Source organism: Lactiplantibacillus fabifermentans DSM 21115 (assembly GCF_000498955.2).
Classification (GTDB): domain Bacteria; phylum Bacillota; class Bacilli; order Lactobacillales; family Lactobacillaceae; genus Lactiplantibacillus; species Lactiplantibacillus fabifermentans.
In genome coordinates this window covers 1-15376 of the sequence record NZ_AYGX02000167.1, presented here as the reverse complement: position 1 = coordinate 15376, position 15376 = coordinate 1, and the positions used below count along the sequence as shown (strand labels likewise).

Here is a 15376-nt window from a genome sequence, read left to right as displayed (position 1 = left end):
GGAAGCTGATCTTTTTTGTCCGAACAGCGTTCGGATTAATTTTACAATCTACCTCAGCATAATCGACGGCTGCGGCTTGCGTCATCCCCATAATGCCATTTTTGGCGGCATTATAAGCGCCCATGCCACCCGGATTATAAATACTGCCTAACGCCCCGGTATTGACAATCGAGCCATAACCTTGCTGCAAGAAGACGTTGATTTCAGCGCGCATGCATTGGAAGGTCCCGCGCAAATCCAGGTTGATGGTCTTATCAAAGTCATCATCGGTCAATTCGGCAAAGGGCTTCAAAACGCCGCCACCCGCATTGTTCATCACATAGTCGAGGTGGCCGAAATCGTTAATCACTTGATCCAAGCCATTTTTGATACTGTCATTGTCCATCACATTCATGACTAATCCAGTTATTTGGCCAGCTGACTTGGCATTTAACTGTTCAGCGACTTCGTTAACTTTGGGATTGTAATCCGCCAAAACCACATTGGCCGCTTGCTTGGCAAACTCAGCCGCAATCGCATAACCAATTCCTTGAGCCGCCCCGGTGACTAACGCTACTTTATCTTTTAACATGATGTTTCCTCCTATTTCAAACTTTGCGCCGCTTCTTTAGCGGCAATCCAACCAGATACAAACGCAAACCCATTGGCAATTCCTTCATAACTCGGATAACCATCTGAATAGAGCCCATTGACGTTATTGCCGACGACGTATAAGTCTTTAATCGGCGCGCCTGCTTTCGTCACTGGTTCACAGTTACGGTTTACATTGACCCCGTCGAGCGTACCTAAAATGGCGCAATGTTCGACAATGGCATAAACTGGGCCATCTTGGACATCAAATAACAATTCGTCAGCCGCTTTCAAAAAGACCTCGTCAGTCTTAGTCGCAACGGCTTGGTTATACGCTGCCAAACTCCGTTGCAACGCCGTTAATGGTAACTGTAATTGTCGCGCTAAGTCCGCTAAATCAGTCCCTTTAACGACTTCGCCAGTTGTCACCGCCGCATCAAAGTCCGCTTGAATATTTGGCAATGGGCCCACCGTCGTCTTCGGCGTCTCACCGACTTCACAAAATTGACGTTCAAAGGTATCTTCTAGTGGCACTTCGCTCGTCTTGAACTTGTCCAGTGTGGCTTGGTCAACTAAGACGTAATACTTGCCGTTAACGTTATGCGCGGCATTCGCCCACATCGCAAAGTCATAGACCACATCTTCGTTGACGAAGCGGTTAGCCGTTTGGTCGACCCACAGTAACGGTAAGTTCGTCAAAGTTTCCACACTACTGTCGCGACGCATCGGGTTGATGTTGCGACTCGGCGCACAACCATGGGCAAATAAGACCGGATGGTGGGTCGTGTCCGCGCCCAGCTGCTTAGCTAACTTAATTCCGGTGCCATCGGCTTTACGCTCACCTAAGTTCAAGAGTTCGGCACTGTCCGCATATTTGGCCGCCATCATCGTCGCATCACCACAATAACCACCATCCGCAAAAATAACTTTTTGTGCTTCAATGCGGGTCTGCTCACCATTTTTATCGGCGACGATGACCGCTTTAAGCCCGTCGTCATAATCGAGATCAACCGCTGCTGTTTCGGTTAAGACTTGATTACCCGCGGCGACAAACTTAGCCGGTAACGCATCCCAGTTAGCCATTTTTTCTTTGAAATTATTGAATTTATGATAAACCAGCGGGTCATGCAAATGCGCTTTTTGTTCACTCGGCTCAACGGTCACCGGCAACCCCATCGCGGCCAGCCGGTCTACATTTTCACCTGACGCTTTTAAGAAGCGCGCCAATAATTCGCCATTGACGAAGTAATGATTATAATCGGTGAAGCCTTGAAACGCCTCGCGATAGCCATATGTAACGCCTTGGGCTTGCTGTTGCTTAGAATTGATAGCAAAGACGCCGTGAGCGCCGAATTTACCGGCCCCACCAACTTTGTCACCCCGTTCAAGTAAGATAAATGGCACGTGTCGCTGATACAAATCAAAGCTAGCGGAAATTCCCGCGGAACCAGAACCGACCACGACTACTGATGTTGTTAACGTTTTCATTTTGACTCACGCCTTCCTTAGAACGTTTGCTTATCTACAGCTTAAATTGTAGATTCATTCACAAGAAAAGGCCAACATCAAAAAGTTACTAGTAATAACTTTAACTTATCGTGTGGGCAACTAATTTGCATAAATCCTTTGATAAAGCACTATTCATTGCAATCACGACCTTAAAGGCATCGTGTAGCTGCGCCGGAGAATATCTGTAGACATTTTCACAATTAGCTGGAATTTCAAAATCAGCTGGGACCATCGTAAAGCCCCCTTTGAAGTTGACATTCAAACAAGCCGCCGCAAAACTATTGACGCCGACCACCTGTTGATAATCCCAACCGGCTTGTTGATAAGCTTCAATCATAGCATCTTGAATATCGGAAATTCCGGTCGACTGCCAATACTGCAAGTAAAACGTCGATTGTTGCGCGATCGTTTGCAAATTAGCCGCCCCATCTTCAGCAGCGGTGGCGTTAAAAATCAGGTCAAAACTAATCGTCCGGAGTGGCACCGTTTTGATTTTGGCATTATTGACAAAGGCCAATTCGAACCCGACTAGTAAGTCATAGCTGCCTTTGAGCAGGCGACTCACACTGTGGTCTAACATTTCCTCATCAAAATTAATCCGGTATTTAGCGGGCAATTGTTGCGCAAACGCCGCAGCATCGGCAGCTAACCCGGGTAAGAAGTGAATCCGTAATAATTGGTCTGGATGCTGATCCGGATGAAGCCAAATCTCGTTATACGCGTTCAAAATCTCCACCGCACGCGGATAAAACTGTTCCCCCACTGGTGTCAACGCAAACTGCCCAGCAGAACGATTCAATAATTTATGCCCGAGTGATGCCTCGAGCTTGCTAACCGCGGTACTAACGGCAGTCTCGGAAACATAGTTACGCTTCGCGGCCGAAATGAACCCGTGCGTTTGCACGACATCGACAAAATATTTAACTGGCATTAGGTTGTAATTCATGTGTGCACCTACTTTTCTGAATAGATTGATTAGTTTTATTTTAACGGTTATGATACGCGGTTCCTATGGAAAATTAAAAAAGCGAACCCAACCGACCGTTGAATTCGCCGTTATTTACTTAATACCTGTTAAACTTCATCATATCTAATCAATTCAATATCATTTTCTTTTAGCCAGTTACGCGTAGCATCATCACACAGCATCGCCACTTCTTGAGTCCGGGGAATGGTTAAACTAGAATGCGTTAAGATGTAATCATCCAAATACCCTGGATGACAAATCATGACGCCATAACCATCCGAATGCGGCGTCATAGCCATGCGCTTCAAAGTTGCTAGCGGATCATAGTTGGGGTGCATACTATCCATCGCTACGTATAACTTCTTACCGTTGAGCGGTGTCGGTGTCCCATCAAATGAGAAATTCAAGAAGCGCACATCATGCTTTTCGGCAACTAGTTGCAACCCTTTGATGAAGTTGTCACTAACCACCGCATGACCTTCAAAGTAACCCGGCTTTTGACCAGTTAACGCGACAAATCGCTGATACTGCGCTTCAATTTCTAGCACAACTTCATCTAAATCAACAAAATCCTGTTTAGCACTGCGATACACTTTAGACGGTTTGAAATAGCCGTCAGGTGTCGTAATACTTGGGATTAGTTTGGGGTCAGTTAATGGTCGACCGGCACAAATAACCGTATGACAACCTAAGCAGACATCTGTCCCTGCTAACAAGTCCAGCCCATGTTGCGTCGTTGGCATATTAACCATGACCCCAACATTATTAATAATCCCATCTTTGACCGTCTTCTCAATACCTAAGTTCACCGCTTCAGAATAACCTAAGTCATCTGCACGAACAATCACTTTTGTCATAAATTAGGCCTCCACCAATTTGAAATCTTTAGTTGTGTCAGTAATACTCGTGGGCTTGGATTCGACGCCAATCAAATAAGTTGCGACTGCGGCAGCAATAAAGGCTACCACACCACTCAAAACCCCATTAATAACATTAACTGAACTACCACCAACATACCCGGTTAAAGCCAAGAAGTTAGCAACTGGGACCATCACATAAGCCGTAATATGGGTAATGCCGGCGTATAAACCGCCACAAAAGCCACCAATCATCATGCCAATAAAGGGACGTTTGTAACGAACCGCAATCCCATACAAACCAGGTTCGGTTACGCCACCAATTAAACTAGCCACTAAATAACCCCAGGCTAAGGTTCGTTGGTCTTTATCCTTCAAACGTAAAGCCGTTCCTAAACACATCCCGGCAACAGATAAACTAGCCGCCACTGCGCCTAATGTTACAAAGTTTTCATGACCAGATTGGGCAAAAATCATCATCATAGTGGTAATCATCAATAAATGCATTCCAGTCATCACTAAGATTTCCCAAAGTGCCCCAATCACTGCAATCGCGATAATACTTGGCACGCCACCCATCTTACCAAATGCTAAGATACCTTCACAAATGTAGTTACCAATAAAGTTACCCGCCGGTCCCAGCACACAAAGACTAACTGGAACCATCACCATAATTGTCAATGTTGGCACTAAAATCGTACTCAACGCTTCTGAAATATAGCGTTTGAAGAACCGTTCCACATACGACATAATCCATACTGACAAAATAATTGGAATTACAGTACTAGAATAGTTAACTAAACTCATCGGAATACCAAATACCGAGAACGCTTTGCCAGCGGTTACAATTTTAATCAAATCGGGATCAATCATAATGGCCCCTAAGAACATTGAAACAATTGCTGAAGTACCAAATTGTTTGGACGCCGTATATCCTAAAATGATTGGGAAGAAATAAAAACCAGCATCACCAACAAACGTGAATACTTTGTATAAATCACTACTTGCACTAATCAGATTCAACATACTTGGGCCAAATACCGCGGCAAACATCTTAAACATCGACGCCGCAATTAACATCGGAATCAACGGCGTTAGACTACCAGCCAACTTATTAAGAATCATCGAACCAGCCGACTTCCAAGTTAGTTTTTCTTTAGGTTGATTGACATCTAAATTTTCATTAATCGGTGCATTATGTGCTAAGTCGCCAGCCGCACAGACCGCATCGTAAACTTGGCTGACCGTTTGACCAATAATTACTTGATATTGACCACCAGCGCGAGCCACGCCAATGACGCCCTTAATATCACGGACTTGATCATCGTTAGGGACACTCGCGTCTTTTAGGTTAAAGCGTAACCGGGTCATACAATGGGTCACCGACGTAATATTGGCAGCACCACCAACCGCGGTTAGGACCGCTTGGCCGGTTGCTTCATATTGTGAATTCTTATTACTCATTTTGAAGACTCCTCATTAGTTGTATTCATTGATTTATTCAACATTCGTTTGATATAAATCATTAGATAAAATATTTCATCATTACTACTGTGGGTACTTAATTGTTCATCAATCTTGGTGGCAATCGCTTGCGCACATGAATAAATTTTAGGCGACTCGCTTTTCATCGCTTCAAATAAAGTCGCGTTATCGTCCTCATTCAAGACTTCATCAGCTTGAATTCGTTTCAAGTAATACCGGACATGCATCGCAAACCGGTTATAAGTAAAGCCTTGACGATCAATCTGAATCGTAAATTGTTGCTCGATTATCTGGGTTGCTTGATCAATCAATTCTTCAGTAAAATCTTTAGTCGTGGCCGTCTCACTCAAGGACTGCGAATTAACGAAATGCATCGCAATCGCCGTCACCTCTGAATTCGGCAAATGAACATCTAACCGTTGCCGAATCAATTTAACGGCAAATTTTCCCATTTTAGTTTCGGCCGGATATAATTGCTGAACATCATATGAAAAAGGCAATTTCATATTTTGATATTGTTGCATGCGGGTAATCGCAAAATTAATATGGTCCGCTAAACTAAAAACTATATTAGGATTTAAACTACGCGGAATCTGCGTTTGCGCTTGGGCCACAATCTCGGCACTCACTTCAAAAACGTTTTCTGGAATTTCTTTTAATAATTGATAATAATGCAAATTAAGTTTATAAAATGTCATTGAAATTTTACGCATATCCGTTAATTCATAAGGCGTTTTTGGAAAACCAATGCCCTTACCAAAAGCGACGAGTTCATCATCATTATTATCTCGACAAACGGCCGCATTATTATTAATTTTCTTAACGACCCACAAACGACTCACCTCCTTATTAGTTTTTTTAATTAATTTATTGAGCGGTCAACAAGGCTTGCCCGGCTTCAACGGTTTGTTGATACTTGCTGCCTAAATCAATAGCTTGCGCATAACCCGCGGTAAAAATGACCATCGTACTCATATTTAATTGATGTTGTTGCATCACTTGCGAATCAAATTTGATGACCGGCTGGCCAGCTTTAACGTGGTCACCCGGTTTTACTAATGCTTCAAAACCGTTACCATTTAATTTCACCGTATCTAACCCGATATGGACCAATAATTCAATCGGGGTACTGGTTGATTTTAACCCAATAGCATGTTTACTATCTGGTAACATCGCTACCGTAGCTTCAATAGGTGCTACAATCGTATTAGCAGCCGCCGTGGGGGCAATCATAAAACCATCACCCATCATCTTTTTTGAAAAAACTTCATCATCAACGGCGGTCAGTGGCTGACAAACACCGGTAATTGGGGCCACCACTTTAAAAGTCGTTTTCTTTTTTAATCCAAACATTTGAATACCTCCCGCACAAAAAAACTCTTCAAGACACAGTCCTCCCTAAATGAATAGCGAAGGTAATGCCTCAAAGAGTTTTGAGTAACAATCCTAAAGTTAATTTGTATGTTTTTTGTAAAAACGCTTACATAGATAATAAAACATCCTTTTTAGATATGCAACCCTTAATTTATATTTTTTAGAAATACCCAGTGGTTACATTCCTTTCACGCTTCACTAACTCACACCAGTAACCCTTGTGATTTATTTTTCGCAATAAAAAACGAATTCAACCGTTTCGTTGAATTCGTCATATTTTCACAATCATACAACCACTATTTTGATGCTTAAACTGGCTGTGCCTTCAAAACTGCTTGATCTGTTTTCTTAGTTTCCAACACATTATCCTGCCGTGTCACAATTCCATAAGTTTCTGGTAGCACCGATTCATAACTATCGGTATTCGTTACAATCAGCATGACCGTGGTGTCATAGCCGGCCTCAATAATCCCTGGTTTGTCGAATTCAACTAGTAAATCACCTTGCTTTACTCGCATACCTTGAGTGACATGGCTAGTAAAGTATTTGCCATTCAATTCAACCGTATTGATACCTAGATGCAATAACACTTCGACACCATCATCAGAGGCAATGCCGACCGCATGCCCAGTCGGATAAGCGACGCGTACAATCCCACTAACAGGCGAATATACTTTACCGTCGTTACTATCAAAGGCCACGCCTTCACCTAAGCTCAATGATGCGAATACTTCGTCTTTAACTGTCGTTAATTCAAAGCTAGTTCCATTAACTGGTGAACTGAGCTGTTCATTATTTTGTACCAATACTTTATCTTGTGAATCTTCAGCCTCAGCAATATCTTGATAGCCGAACATGAAAGTCAGAATTGCACTCCCGAAGAATGCTATCGCTATCGCAATCAAAAAGGCTGTGAACCCTTTCCCAACAAACACTGGAATACTTAAAATACCAACCGGAATGGCTGCCAAAGCAGAAGTCCCAGCAGCACCCGTTATGGCACCAGTAATCGCACCAACACCACAGGCAATATAAAACGGCTTCTTATATTTTAAGTTTACCCCATAAATCGCTGGTTCAGTAATGCTGAAGAAGGCAGTAATCGCCGCTGACAAAGCATTTTGTTTTACATCAGCCCGCTTTGACTTTAAAAAGACGCCAAACGCAGAACCCGCCTGGGCAAAGTTAGCCGGTCCAATCATCCCAGTAATCGTATCATGCCCAAATTGCGCGATATTTTGCGTAATAATTGGCACCATTCCCCAGTGAATCCCAAAAATAATTAAAACTTCCCACAGACCACCGAACACAAATCCAGTAATCATCGGATTAAAACTATAAATAGCTAAATAACCTTTAGCAACGGCATCGCCTAGATAGGTCATCGCCGGTCCAACAATAATATACGTAATCGGAATTGTGATAGCTAAATCAATCACTGGCGTTAAAATGTTACGCACGTTTGGATTAATCCGCTTACAAAAATGATCAACTTTCGATAATAGATAAACTGCCAAAATAATTGGTAAAACTGAAGATGAATAGGTCGCTGAGATTACCGGAATACCTAGAAAATCTAAATTCGTCCCTTTACCCAGAATTGCAACAATATTCGGGTAAAGCAAGGCACCAGCAACGACCAAAGCAATATATTCATTAACTTTAAATTTCCGAGCAGCCGCTATCGCTAATAAGAACGGCAAGAAATAAAATACCGCGTCACCCATACCATTAGCAATAATGTAAGTTCCACTCTTTTGACTCAAGCCCAATTGAACTGCAAGCATTAAAAGCCCTTTTAACATCCCACCGCCAATTAACGCTGGCAGAATTGGGGTAAAAATACCTGAGATTAAATCTATTGCCCGGTTAAACAAACTACCTTTAGGGCCATCATCTTCCACAGTTTCAGTAGTTGCGCCTAACTGTGGCATAATTTGATCATAGACGTCGGCAACCGTGTTACCGATAACCACTTGAAACTGCCCACCACTTTTGACGACCGAAACCACGCCATTAATCTTCTCAATCGTTGCCTGGTCAGCCTTATTTTCATCTTTAAGCTTAAAACGTAATCGCGTTGCACAATGTACTAAGCTGTTAACATTTTCTTTACCACCAACGTTTTTTAACACTGCATCAGCAATTGCCTTATAATCATTTTTTGCCATGTTGGGCGCTCCTAACCTTTCAGTTATTTATCCGCATACCGTTCAGAATTGGAAGTGCGAATTGCTTCAAACTTTTCATCATCAGCAGCTTCAATCGCCGCAAGTTCATCAACGCGCCGTAAGTGGCGACCACCAAGGAAGCTCGCATCAAGCCAAGCTTTAACAATCATCTTGGCCAACTCAGCACCAACGACCCGGGAGCCAAAAGCCAGCACATTAGTATTATTATGTTGCCGGGACAATTGCGCTGAATACGGTTCACTGCAGACAACTGCTCGGATACCAGCGACCTTATTGGCAGCTAGCGAAATACCAACACCGGTCCCACAAATAACAATTCCAAGGTCATAATCGCCGCTAGCAACCGCTTCGCCGACCTTTTTTCCATAAATTGGATAATCCGTTCTTTCAGTTGAATTGGCACCAAAATCGGTTACTTCATAACCTAGCTCAACCAAGTAATCTTTGATAACCGGTTTTAATTCAATACCAACGTGATCGGACCCAATTGCAATTTTTGTCATAATAATTTACCTCTTTCTAAGCTAGTACTGTATTTTCTGAACGGACCTCATCAATGATTGTTTGATAAGATTGATTTTTATTGAAGAGTGTTGAGGTGCCTAAAATGAAGTTTTCAACGCCTAAAGCTTTCAACTGTGAAATACGTTGGCGTGAAATTGCCCCATCGACACTAATCGTAAAACCAAATTGCTTTTGTAACGCCGTAAGTTGCTCAAACTTGGGTAGTACGTAGTCTAAGAATGGCTGCCCAGCAAACCCCGGATTAACCGTCATGACCATCACATAATCCACAATTGGCAATAATCCTTCAACTGCAGTCACTGAGGTTCCCGGATTAATGGCAATTCCCGCTTTTTTCCCTAAGCCGTGGATATTATCAATTACCCGCGCCGGCTGTTGGTCAGCTTCCGGATGAAAATAAATAACTTGCGCACCTAAGTCACTAAACAATTGGACATATTTACCCGGATTTTCAATCATCAAGTGGGCATCCAACGGGTGTTGGGCAATCTTGCCGATATACTCATAGTCTTGCAGCCCCATACCAAAATTAGGCACAAAGCTTCCGTCCATAATATCCATATGGAAAAAATCAATGCCGGCATTATCTAGCGAATTAACTTCCTGTTCCAAATTTGAAAAGTTCGCACACATCATCGACGGACTTAATAATAGACTCATAATTTATACTTCCTTTTTAGGTAATCGTTTACTCAAAGCGTAAAAAATTATATTTTGTCAATTAAGCTGGCACCATTTGATTTGATTACTTGTTGATACCAGTAAAAGCTGTCCTTTTTAATCCGTTTCAATTGATTGTCTTTATCCACATACACGAAGCCGTAACGCTTATCAAAACCTTCCCGGGTTGAATACAGATCAGTTGCTGACCACGTTAAGTACCCAATCATTTCAACACCATCTTCGACAGCTTCTCGCATTCGTTCAATATGATCTGCCAGATATTTAATCCGATAATCATCATGTACTTTACCACCGGCTGTTAACGTATCACGAGCACCGAGACCATTTTCTAGAATTAGAATTGGTAATTGATAGCGATTGTAGAAGTCTTCAAGAAAATGTTTAAAGCCATATGGATCAATTGTCCAATCCCATTCAGTTTGTGGTAAATAAGGATTGGGTGCCTTAATGCCATTCATTTCATTGTTAACATCAAACTGGTCAGCCGCAATCGCCGAAGACATATAATAGGTCAATGACATAAAATCTGGCTCTTCATTGTGGATAGTTTCTAAATCGCCATCCTTAATCACACTATCAATATCCGCATTGGGGAAAGCTTTTAAATAAAATGCGGAATACTTACCACGGAAATAAACATCGGCCGGGCCATAACCAACTTTCTTCATCAAGTTATCCGTTGCTTCTACATCTTTGGGGTCAGCGGTCATAGGATATGCACAAATATTACCAATATTGCCACCGACTTTAGCTGCTGGGTCAATTTGATGGACCAGCACGGTAGCTTGCGCATAACTCAAATTGAAATTATGTTGCATTTGGAACAATTCCGTATTGTTTTCACCGTGATAACCGGCCATGTAATGAGAATCTAGCGGTAAAAAGTTTTGTTCATTAAACGGAACCCAATATTTTACCCGCCCTTTGAAATAAGTCACCACCGTCTTGACATAGTGTAGATAGTCCTTGATGACTTGACGACTCATCCAACCATTATATTTTTTCAACAATCCTAGTGGTAAGTCATAAGCATATAGCGTTACAACGGATTCAATATGATATTTTTCAAGTTCAGTAATCATTGCGCTGTAATAATCCAACCCGGCTTGATTAGGTTCCGCTTCGTCACCATTTGGAAAGATGCGCGTCCACGACATTGTAAAACGGTAAATTTGAAAACCCATCTCACCATACAAAGCAATATCTTCTTTAAAACGATGGTAATGGTCCGAAGCAACCTTAAAGTCATCAAATCCTGCTGCCGCATCAGTTGCATCTTCTTTAGGGCCAACAGTCGTACGCACATCGGCAATTGAAAGACCTTTATTGCCGTCGTTGAAACCGCCTTCAAATTGTTGTGCATTAGTTGAAGATCCCCATTTAAATGACTTCGGAACCCCCTCTGGTATTAACTTTGACATTGAAACCCCTCCATTATTGGTTTATAATATTATTTGAGTAATCGTTTACTCTTTACATTCACTATCCTAGTACCTTAAGATGTGTTTGTCAACGCTTTATTAAAAATATCGTCGTACGCGACCATGTAAGGTGAAAGAGATGCAAAATATTTCAATCAAAGATATCGCCAAATTAGCCGGAGTCTCTGTCGCTACGGTCTCAAGGGTTATTAATAATAATGGCCGTTTTTCAGAGGCGACTCGCAAAAAAGTTGAACAAGTTATTCAAGACACTGGCTACGAAACTAACTATAGTGCCAAAAACTTACGAATGAACCGCTCAGATACCATTGGCATTTTAATTCCAGATATTAGTAACTTTTTCTTTGCCGAAATTACTAAATTATTAGAAGACCAATTATTTACACATGGCTATTCCGTAATTATCTGTAACACCGCTCATGATGATACTCGTGAAAAAAACTACTTAAAAACGTTAGCCAGCAAAGGTATTGACGGCTTGATTGTTATTTCTGGTAGTGCGAAATTTACGTTTGAGCATACTAATATTCAAAAAAATATTCCTTACGTTTGTGTTGATCGTCAACCCGAAGAAAATGATGAAACGATTTTCATCTCCTCTGATCACTTTGATGGGGGTTATCAAGCAACCACCACTTTGTTTAGAGCCCAATGTAAAAATCCAGTTATTGCGATTGGAACCTTCGATACGCCATCAATGCAAGACCGGTTACGTGGATTTAAACAGGCCTTGCAAACTCAACGTGTGAACACTGACGATTGGGGACACGTCTTTAAGTTATCCGCACCTGAAAATATTGAACAAGACTTAGTCGATTACTTACAACGGCATCCTGATACTGATGGTATTTTTGCGGTAAATGATTCGGTTGCGCTTAAGTTACAACAAGTCCTACGAACCATTGGCCGCGCCGTCCCTGAAGATATCAAACTAATTGGTTTCGATAATTCGCCCACTGACCAGTATGTCACTCCGACCCTTTCATCGGTTGCCCAAAATAATGAACAGCTCGCAACCCAAGCGGTTCACTATTTACTCGGACTGATTAATCAGACCGAACGACCAGGACAAGATATTATTATTCCAGTAAGTCTTAGACTGCGTGATACCACTCGTCGTTAATTTTTCAGTGCTAAATATACTAAAACGCTATCCTTTTACGGGGTAGCGCTTTTTAGTCACTAATTTTACTTATTAGTGCTGGCCATTCGAAAATAAGTGTATGGCTTCCCTTTCATCGAAATTGACAATTGCATCACATTCTCAGGGGTTGAACAGCCCGAAAAGCCGCCGTCACCAATTGCACAAACATCCGCTCCAGTTTCTTTAATCTTCAATGCGATTTGTCGAATCGTCGCCTGGTCAGCACCTTCGACCGAACTGTTTAAAAAGCTCATTGCAAGTGTCCCTGGCTTATAAGTGTGCACTAAATAAATCAAATCTTGAATCATCCGCGTACTAATACCACTTCGAGACCCCGGCGCAGGAAAATCAATAATATCAGCCCCAGCATCAATCAACTGCTTCACAACCGTCTGCGCATCGTAATCTGCCAACGGATCACCAAGGACCTTTTCGGTGACGCCATCTTCCCATTTACCGGCAAAAATTAGCATGTCCGGACCACAAACTTCACGCGCGATTTTAGTATATTTGATAATATCTTGAATTGACGTTCCGGTGCCGGGATTACCACCTAAAACAATAAAATCGGCACCTAAATCGACCGCCATTTGTAAGTGTTGTTTCGAGGCCATCATGCCTTTTTTATCATACAATTTCGCATCTTCATGACTATCGGAACTCGGACAGCCAAGATAAATGCCAACCGGTAACCGCACTCGAGACTTTAATTCTTTAACTGACAGCCCTTGTAAACCTAAATTTTTACTGGCATCATCAAAATTGAAGGTATTGAGTAACACCATATCCGCGCCAAAAGCGCCCATTAATTCAGTATTCGTAATACCACGTACTAACCCTTTCCCGTCAAATAATAAATGTTGGGCCATGATGACGCGCCCTTCAGACTTGGCAATCGCCTGTTTTAAATCTCGTCCGGTCATCTGCTCGATTTCTGACCCACTAGCACTAATCAGTCTAACTGTATCATTCATGACTGAACCTCCTATTGATTTTTTGAGTAATCGTTTTCTCAACTGGCCAATAGCATAACACGCTTGTATGTAAGCGTCAACATGTGCAGCTTTTTGTTAACGACTTCGCATAAATAAAAAGGATGCGCATTGGCATCCCTTCTGTTTGTAATTCTCAATTATTATAAATACTACAAACTTTGGTTACTTCAATAACCAAGAATCTATTCATCGCCCTAAATACCCACTATTTTCCAATCTCGCCACTCATTACCAGCATCAACATATGAATCGTCGCTGGATAATAATTGTGCGTTTCAATCTTCGTACTCAACGCCGTCGGATAGCGTTTCGTCAACACTTGATTGCCGGTCGCTTGCGCCGCATATACGATGGGCGTGGTGAACGCCTGATTGGCCGTCTTCGTAACGGCCTTCCCGTTTAACGTATAGATGGCCGTAATTTTATTTTGACGCGTAAAGAACGTTAACATCTTTTGGACGATTTTTTTACTAGTACGACTTTCACTCAACTGATAATCATAAGCCACCCGCCATGGAATACGGCAGGCGTTATACGCGTACTGATTATCGTGGGCTGAGGCGACTTGCTTAGCGTGCACCATGCCCAGCTTTAACTTAGTCCCGCTAACCGTGACAAAGTCTGCCATGAGCCCCGTCGCATGGGCGGCGCTTAATTTTTGCAACGCCGTTTGACTATTTTGAGCAACCCGCGTCCAACTGCCATCATGGGTGTAACTGGCAAACTTACGGAAATAGGCGGTCATCAAATCGGATGGTCGCACTAAGTTGACCGTGCTGGCCGTTGTGGCCCACTCGCCAACTAATGGTAAATGCGTGGTTGCATTGATTTCATGCGTTTTAATCGCGCTAATCAATTGCTTGGCGAGCCGGCGATAATTATACTGGCCACGACTCCCCCATTGTTGGTCCGCTAAAATAAGGGCATACGCAATATCTAAATCACCATCCGTGGCACTCGTGCGTTCATTGCTAGCACTTTGCATCTGACCATTTTTCTCCGTCTGGCGCCAAGCCATCAGCGGATTAGCCACACTCAGCCGATGCGCCAAATAGTAACGGGTCAACTGATTAAAGGTTCGCTGCGTGGCCAACTGGTGATTTGCCGCCATGACCGTAATCAACATGCCATACCCCTGCGCTTCGGACAACGTTTGGGGTTTGCCAGTACTGGTCGTCAGAACGTATTTTGAATGCTGTCCACGCAAATATGCCGCCTGCCACTCCGCGTAATGCGTCTTAATCTCATGATCACTCGTATTGGTAGTGGCCGGTGGCTTTTGGGTCTTATAAATGGCGGTCCCTAAGCCAATAGCGACCAAAATAATCAACGCACTAATTAACCACTGATATTTATGTTGTTTGAATGTTTTCAACTAGCTGCCCCTCACTAAAAACGTTGTGTTTTATACCATTGCGTATGGCGTTGACCGGTCAATTTATCCCGCAACATATCAAACATGGCGGCGACGGAAACGATAATAAACAGTTGGGCATACGTAAAGTACGCCACAATCGTATAAATAAAGTTGGTGACCGTCATTTGGCCATAATCACTTGCTAACGCAATATTGATTTGTGGTAGATTGTAAAATTAATCCGAACGCTGTTCGGACAAAAAAGATCAGCTTCC

Annotated in this window: 15 protein-coding genes; 1 reads left to right on the top strand and 14 read right to left on the bottom strand. The window is 42.6% G+C overall.

The genetic code is table 11. The annotated features are described in order from the left end of the window. The 11 genes from DY78_RS14505 to DY78_RS14455 all read right to left on the bottom strand — a co-directional run. Positions 1–571 (bottom strand): SDR family NAD(P)-dependent oxidoreductase (locus DY78_RS14505; RefSeq protein ID WP_056993541.1); only part of this gene is annotated, 571 nt, incomplete at its 3' end. Positions 572–582: 11 nt separating this feature from the next. After that, positions 583–2058, bottom strand: coding sequence for an FAD-binding protein (locus DY78_RS14500; protein ID WP_024626390.1), 1476 nt, complete (start codon positions 2056–2058; stop codon positions 583–585). 100 nt (positions 2059–2158) lie between these two features. Beyond that, positions 2159–3025: a LysR family transcriptional regulator gene (locus DY78_RS14495; RefSeq protein WP_024626391.1), complete on the bottom strand. Its 867-nt coding sequence runs from the start codon at positions 3023–3025 to the stop codon at positions 2159–2161. A 128-nt stretch (positions 3026–3153) separates the two neighbouring features. Further along, entirely contained in the window at positions 3154–3903 is a 750-nt protein-coding gene (locus DY78_RS14490; protein ID WP_024626392.1) for a ChbG/HpnK family deacetylase, read from the bottom strand. Between the two features lie 3 nt (positions 3904–3906). Continuing rightward, on the bottom strand, positions 3907–5367 hold the full coding sequence (locus DY78_RS14485; protein WP_024626393.1) for a PTS transporter subunit EIIC: 1461 nt from the start codon (positions 5365–5367) through the stop codon (positions 3907–3909). Beyond that, on the bottom strand, positions 5364–6221 hold the full coding sequence (locus DY78_RS14480) for a PRD domain-containing protein (RefSeq protein WP_024626394.1): 858 nt from the start codon (positions 6219–6221) through the stop codon (positions 5364–5366). Before DY78_RS14480 ends, DY78_RS14485 begins: the two co-directional genes overlap by 4 nt. A 34-nt stretch (positions 6222–6255) precedes the next feature. After that, a complete protein-coding gene (locus DY78_RS14475; protein WP_024626395.1) occupies positions 6256–6741 on the bottom strand; it encodes a PTS sugar transporter subunit IIA in 486 nt (161 codons plus the stop codon). A gap of 329 nt (positions 6742–7070) precedes the next feature. Next, positions 7071–8933 carry a beta-glucoside-specific PTS transporter subunit IIABC gene (locus DY78_RS14470; protein ID WP_024626396.1) on the bottom strand — a complete coding sequence of 621 codons (1863 nt, stop codon included), beginning with the start codon at positions 8931–8933 and terminating at the stop codon, positions 7071–7073. A 23-nt stretch (positions 8934–8956) separates the two neighbouring features. Next, entirely contained in the window at positions 8957–9457 is a 501-nt protein-coding gene (gene rpiB, locus DY78_RS14465) for a ribose 5-phosphate isomerase B (RefSeq protein WP_024626397.1), read from the bottom strand. Between the two features lie 16 nt (positions 9458–9473). Further along, the gene (locus tag DY78_RS14460; RefSeq protein WP_024626398.1) at positions 9474–10139 is read right to left on the bottom strand and encodes a ribulose-phosphate 3-epimerase; all 666 of its coding nucleotides are present in this window, start codon (positions 10137–10139) and stop codon (positions 9474–9476) included. Positions 10140–10186: 47 nt separating this feature from the next. Next, positions 10187–11584, bottom strand: a complete 1398-nt coding sequence (locus tag DY78_RS14455; RefSeq protein WP_024626399.1) for a glycoside hydrolase family 1 protein — start codon at positions 11582–11584, stop codon at positions 10187–10189. A 139-nt stretch (positions 11585–11723) separates the two neighbouring features. Between DY78_RS14455 and DY78_RS14450 the strand changes: the two genes are divergently transcribed. Next, complete coding sequence (locus tag DY78_RS14450) at positions 11724–12728, top strand: LacI family DNA-binding transcriptional regulator (RefSeq protein WP_024626400.1); 1005 nt, start codon at positions 11724–11726, stop codon at positions 12726–12728. Between the two features lie 65 nt (positions 12729–12793). On the opposite strand, the gene DY78_RS14445 is transcribed toward DY78_RS14450, so the two are convergent. The 3 genes from DY78_RS14445 to DY78_RS15875 all read right to left on the bottom strand — a co-directional run bounded on the left by DY78_RS14445 (position 12794) and on the right by DY78_RS15875 (position 15286). Further along, complete coding sequence (locus DY78_RS14445; protein ID WP_024626401.1) at positions 12794–13723, bottom strand: DUF7916 family protein; 930 nt, start codon at positions 13721–13723, stop codon at positions 12794–12796. A 226-nt stretch (positions 13724–13949) separates the two neighbouring features. Next, a complete protein-coding gene (locus tag DY78_RS14440; RefSeq protein ID WP_024626402.1) occupies positions 13950–15119 on the bottom strand; it encodes a family 8 glycosyl hydrolase in 1170 nt (389 codons plus the stop codon). 14 nt (positions 15120–15133) lie between these two features. Then, positions 15134–15286, bottom strand: coding sequence for a hypothetical protein (locus DY78_RS15875; protein WP_191982880.1), 153 nt, complete (start codon positions 15284–15286; stop codon positions 15134–15136). Positions 15287–15376 lie beyond the last annotated feature (90 nt).

Coding starts and splice junctions, on each gene's coding strand:
- DY78_RS15875 (WP_191982880.1), bottom strand. CDS start 15,286: ATGACGGTCACCAACTTTATTTATACGATTGTGGCGTACTTTACGTAT.
- DY78_RS14495 (WP_024626391.1), bottom strand. CDS start 3,025: ATGAATTACAACCTAATGCCAGTTAAATATTTTGTCGATGTCGTGCAA.
- rpiB (WP_024626397.1), bottom strand. CDS start 9,457: ATGACAAAAATTGCAATTGGGTCCGATCACGTTGGTATTGAATTAAAA.
- DY78_RS14500 (WP_024626390.1), bottom strand. CDS start 2,058: ATGAAAACGTTAACAACATCAGTAGTCGTGGTCGGTTCTGGTTCCGCG.
- DY78_RS14450 (WP_024626400.1), top strand. CDS start 11,724: ATGCAAAATATTTCAATCAAAGATATCGCCAAATTAGCCGGAGTCTCT.
- DY78_RS14470 (WP_024626396.1), bottom strand. CDS start 8,933: ATGGCAAAAAATGATTATAAGGCAATTGCTGATGCAGTGTTAAAAAAC.
- DY78_RS14445 (WP_024626401.1), bottom strand. CDS start 13,723: ATGAATGATACAGTTAGACTGATTAGTGCTAGTGGGTCAGAAATCGAG.
- DY78_RS14460 (WP_024626398.1), bottom strand. CDS start 10,139: ATGAGTCTATTATTAAGTCCGTCGATGATGTGTGCGAACTTTTCAAAT.
- DY78_RS14485 (WP_024626393.1), bottom strand. CDS start 5,367: ATGAGTAATAAGAATTCACAATATGAAGCAACCGGCCAAGCGGTCCTA.
- DY78_RS14490 (WP_024626392.1), bottom strand. CDS start 3,903: ATGACAAAAGTGATTGTTCGTGCAGATGACTTAGGTTATTCTGAAGCG.
- DY78_RS14475 (WP_024626395.1), bottom strand. CDS start 6,741: ATGTTTGGATTAAAAAAGAAAACGACTTTTAAAGTGGTGGCCCCAATT.
- DY78_RS14455 (WP_024626399.1), bottom strand. CDS start 11,584: ATGTCAAAGTTAATACCAGAGGGGGTTCCGAAGTCATTTAAATGGGGA.